The organism is Vaccinium witches'-broom phytoplasma str. VAC (assembly GCF_000309405.1).
Taxonomy (GTDB): domain Bacteria; phylum Bacillota_I; class Bacilli_A; order Acholeplasmatales; family Acholeplasmataceae; genus Phytoplasma.
Genome location: NZ_AKIN01000058.1, coordinates 1 through 1374, shown reverse-complemented (window position 1 = coordinate 1374; position 1374 = coordinate 1). Strand labels below are relative to the sequence as shown.

Here is a 1374-nt window from a genome sequence, read left to right as displayed (position 1 = left end):
AAATCCTACTTGTTGTCATATCAATGATCATAACCAGATTCACTGTTGGAAATGTGGACGTGATTACGATATTATCGATATATATAAAGAAATAAGACAAATTAAATCCTTTAGCGAAGCCATTCAAAGAATAGATCACTTTATGAAAAATCAAGAATTTCACAACCTCATTCAACAAGAAAAAGAAATAACTACAACATCTTCAAACCTTTTTCAAAAACAATATCATGCAATTAAATCAAAGCATCTAGTTGACAAAAAAGAAATTAATACTACAAAAACAAAATTATTTAAAGAAACATCACCATTATTTAATCAAATCCGTGATTATTATCATTATTTATTAATAACTAACCACAACAACGAATCATCAATGGGTCTTGAATATTTAACTCAAAAAAGAAAATTAACCCTAGAAACTATTAAAGAATTTAAACTAGGTTATGCTCCATTATCAAATAAACCACTTTCTTTTAGATTAAGCAATTTCTTAAAAAAGAAAAATATTGATACCACAAAGTTAGTTGAATATGGTTTTTTCAAAGAAAAAACCAATCAAAAAGGAACTAAATATTATCACGATACTTTTCACGGTTCTATTATTATTCCCATCGAACAAAACCGCCAAACTTTTCACTTTTATAAAAATCATTTTCGCGAGACTACCTATTTCCAACCTAAATATCAATCTATTAACAACTTCAGCCAAACACCTACTTTTCATTTCAGTTATCGTTTTTTTGAAGCTTTACCGTATATAAAAAAAACTAAAACAATCATCATTCATGAAGGTTTTTTTGATGTCATTAGTTGTTGGCAACACAACATCAAAAATGTCGTGGGGTTAATTTGTGTTGCCCAATTACTTTCCCAAACTCAAATGGATATTTTAAAAAAAGAAGCAATTAAAGTCATTATTGCTTTAGATAACGACGAAACTGGAAGAAAAAGAAACACAGCCTTAAGCGAACAACTCAAAGAACAACAAATTCCTTATGAAATTAGACGCATTTTGCCCCCTTATGACAAAACATGTAAAGATGTTGATGATTTAATCCGTCAATACGGCTTTCAAGCTTATCAAAAATGTTTTTTTAGATCCATACATCTCATATGAAGAAGCTGAAAAGAAACAAATAGTAGATTTAGCTATTCATTTCTTTGGTGCAGATAAAGTTGAAGTCATGACATAATAATTTATTATAAAATACCAATTAAAAAAAATACCAAAACAAATTCAAAGGAGAAAATAAAAATGAAAAAACAAAAATTTAATCAACAAAAACAATTAATTAAAGAAATTTTTTATTATTCAAAAAATAAAAAATCTCATATGCATGAATATAATCCAAATACCAAGGAAATGATTAAATT

At 26.9% G+C, this 1374-nt stretch carries 1 pseudogene; it reads left to right on the top strand.

Features of this window, described 5'->3' with window-relative positions:
• Positions 1-1193: pseudogene (locus tag RI68_RS01645) on the top strand (toprim domain-containing protein); the annotation flags it as partial.
• Positions 1194-1374 lie beyond the last annotated feature (181 nt).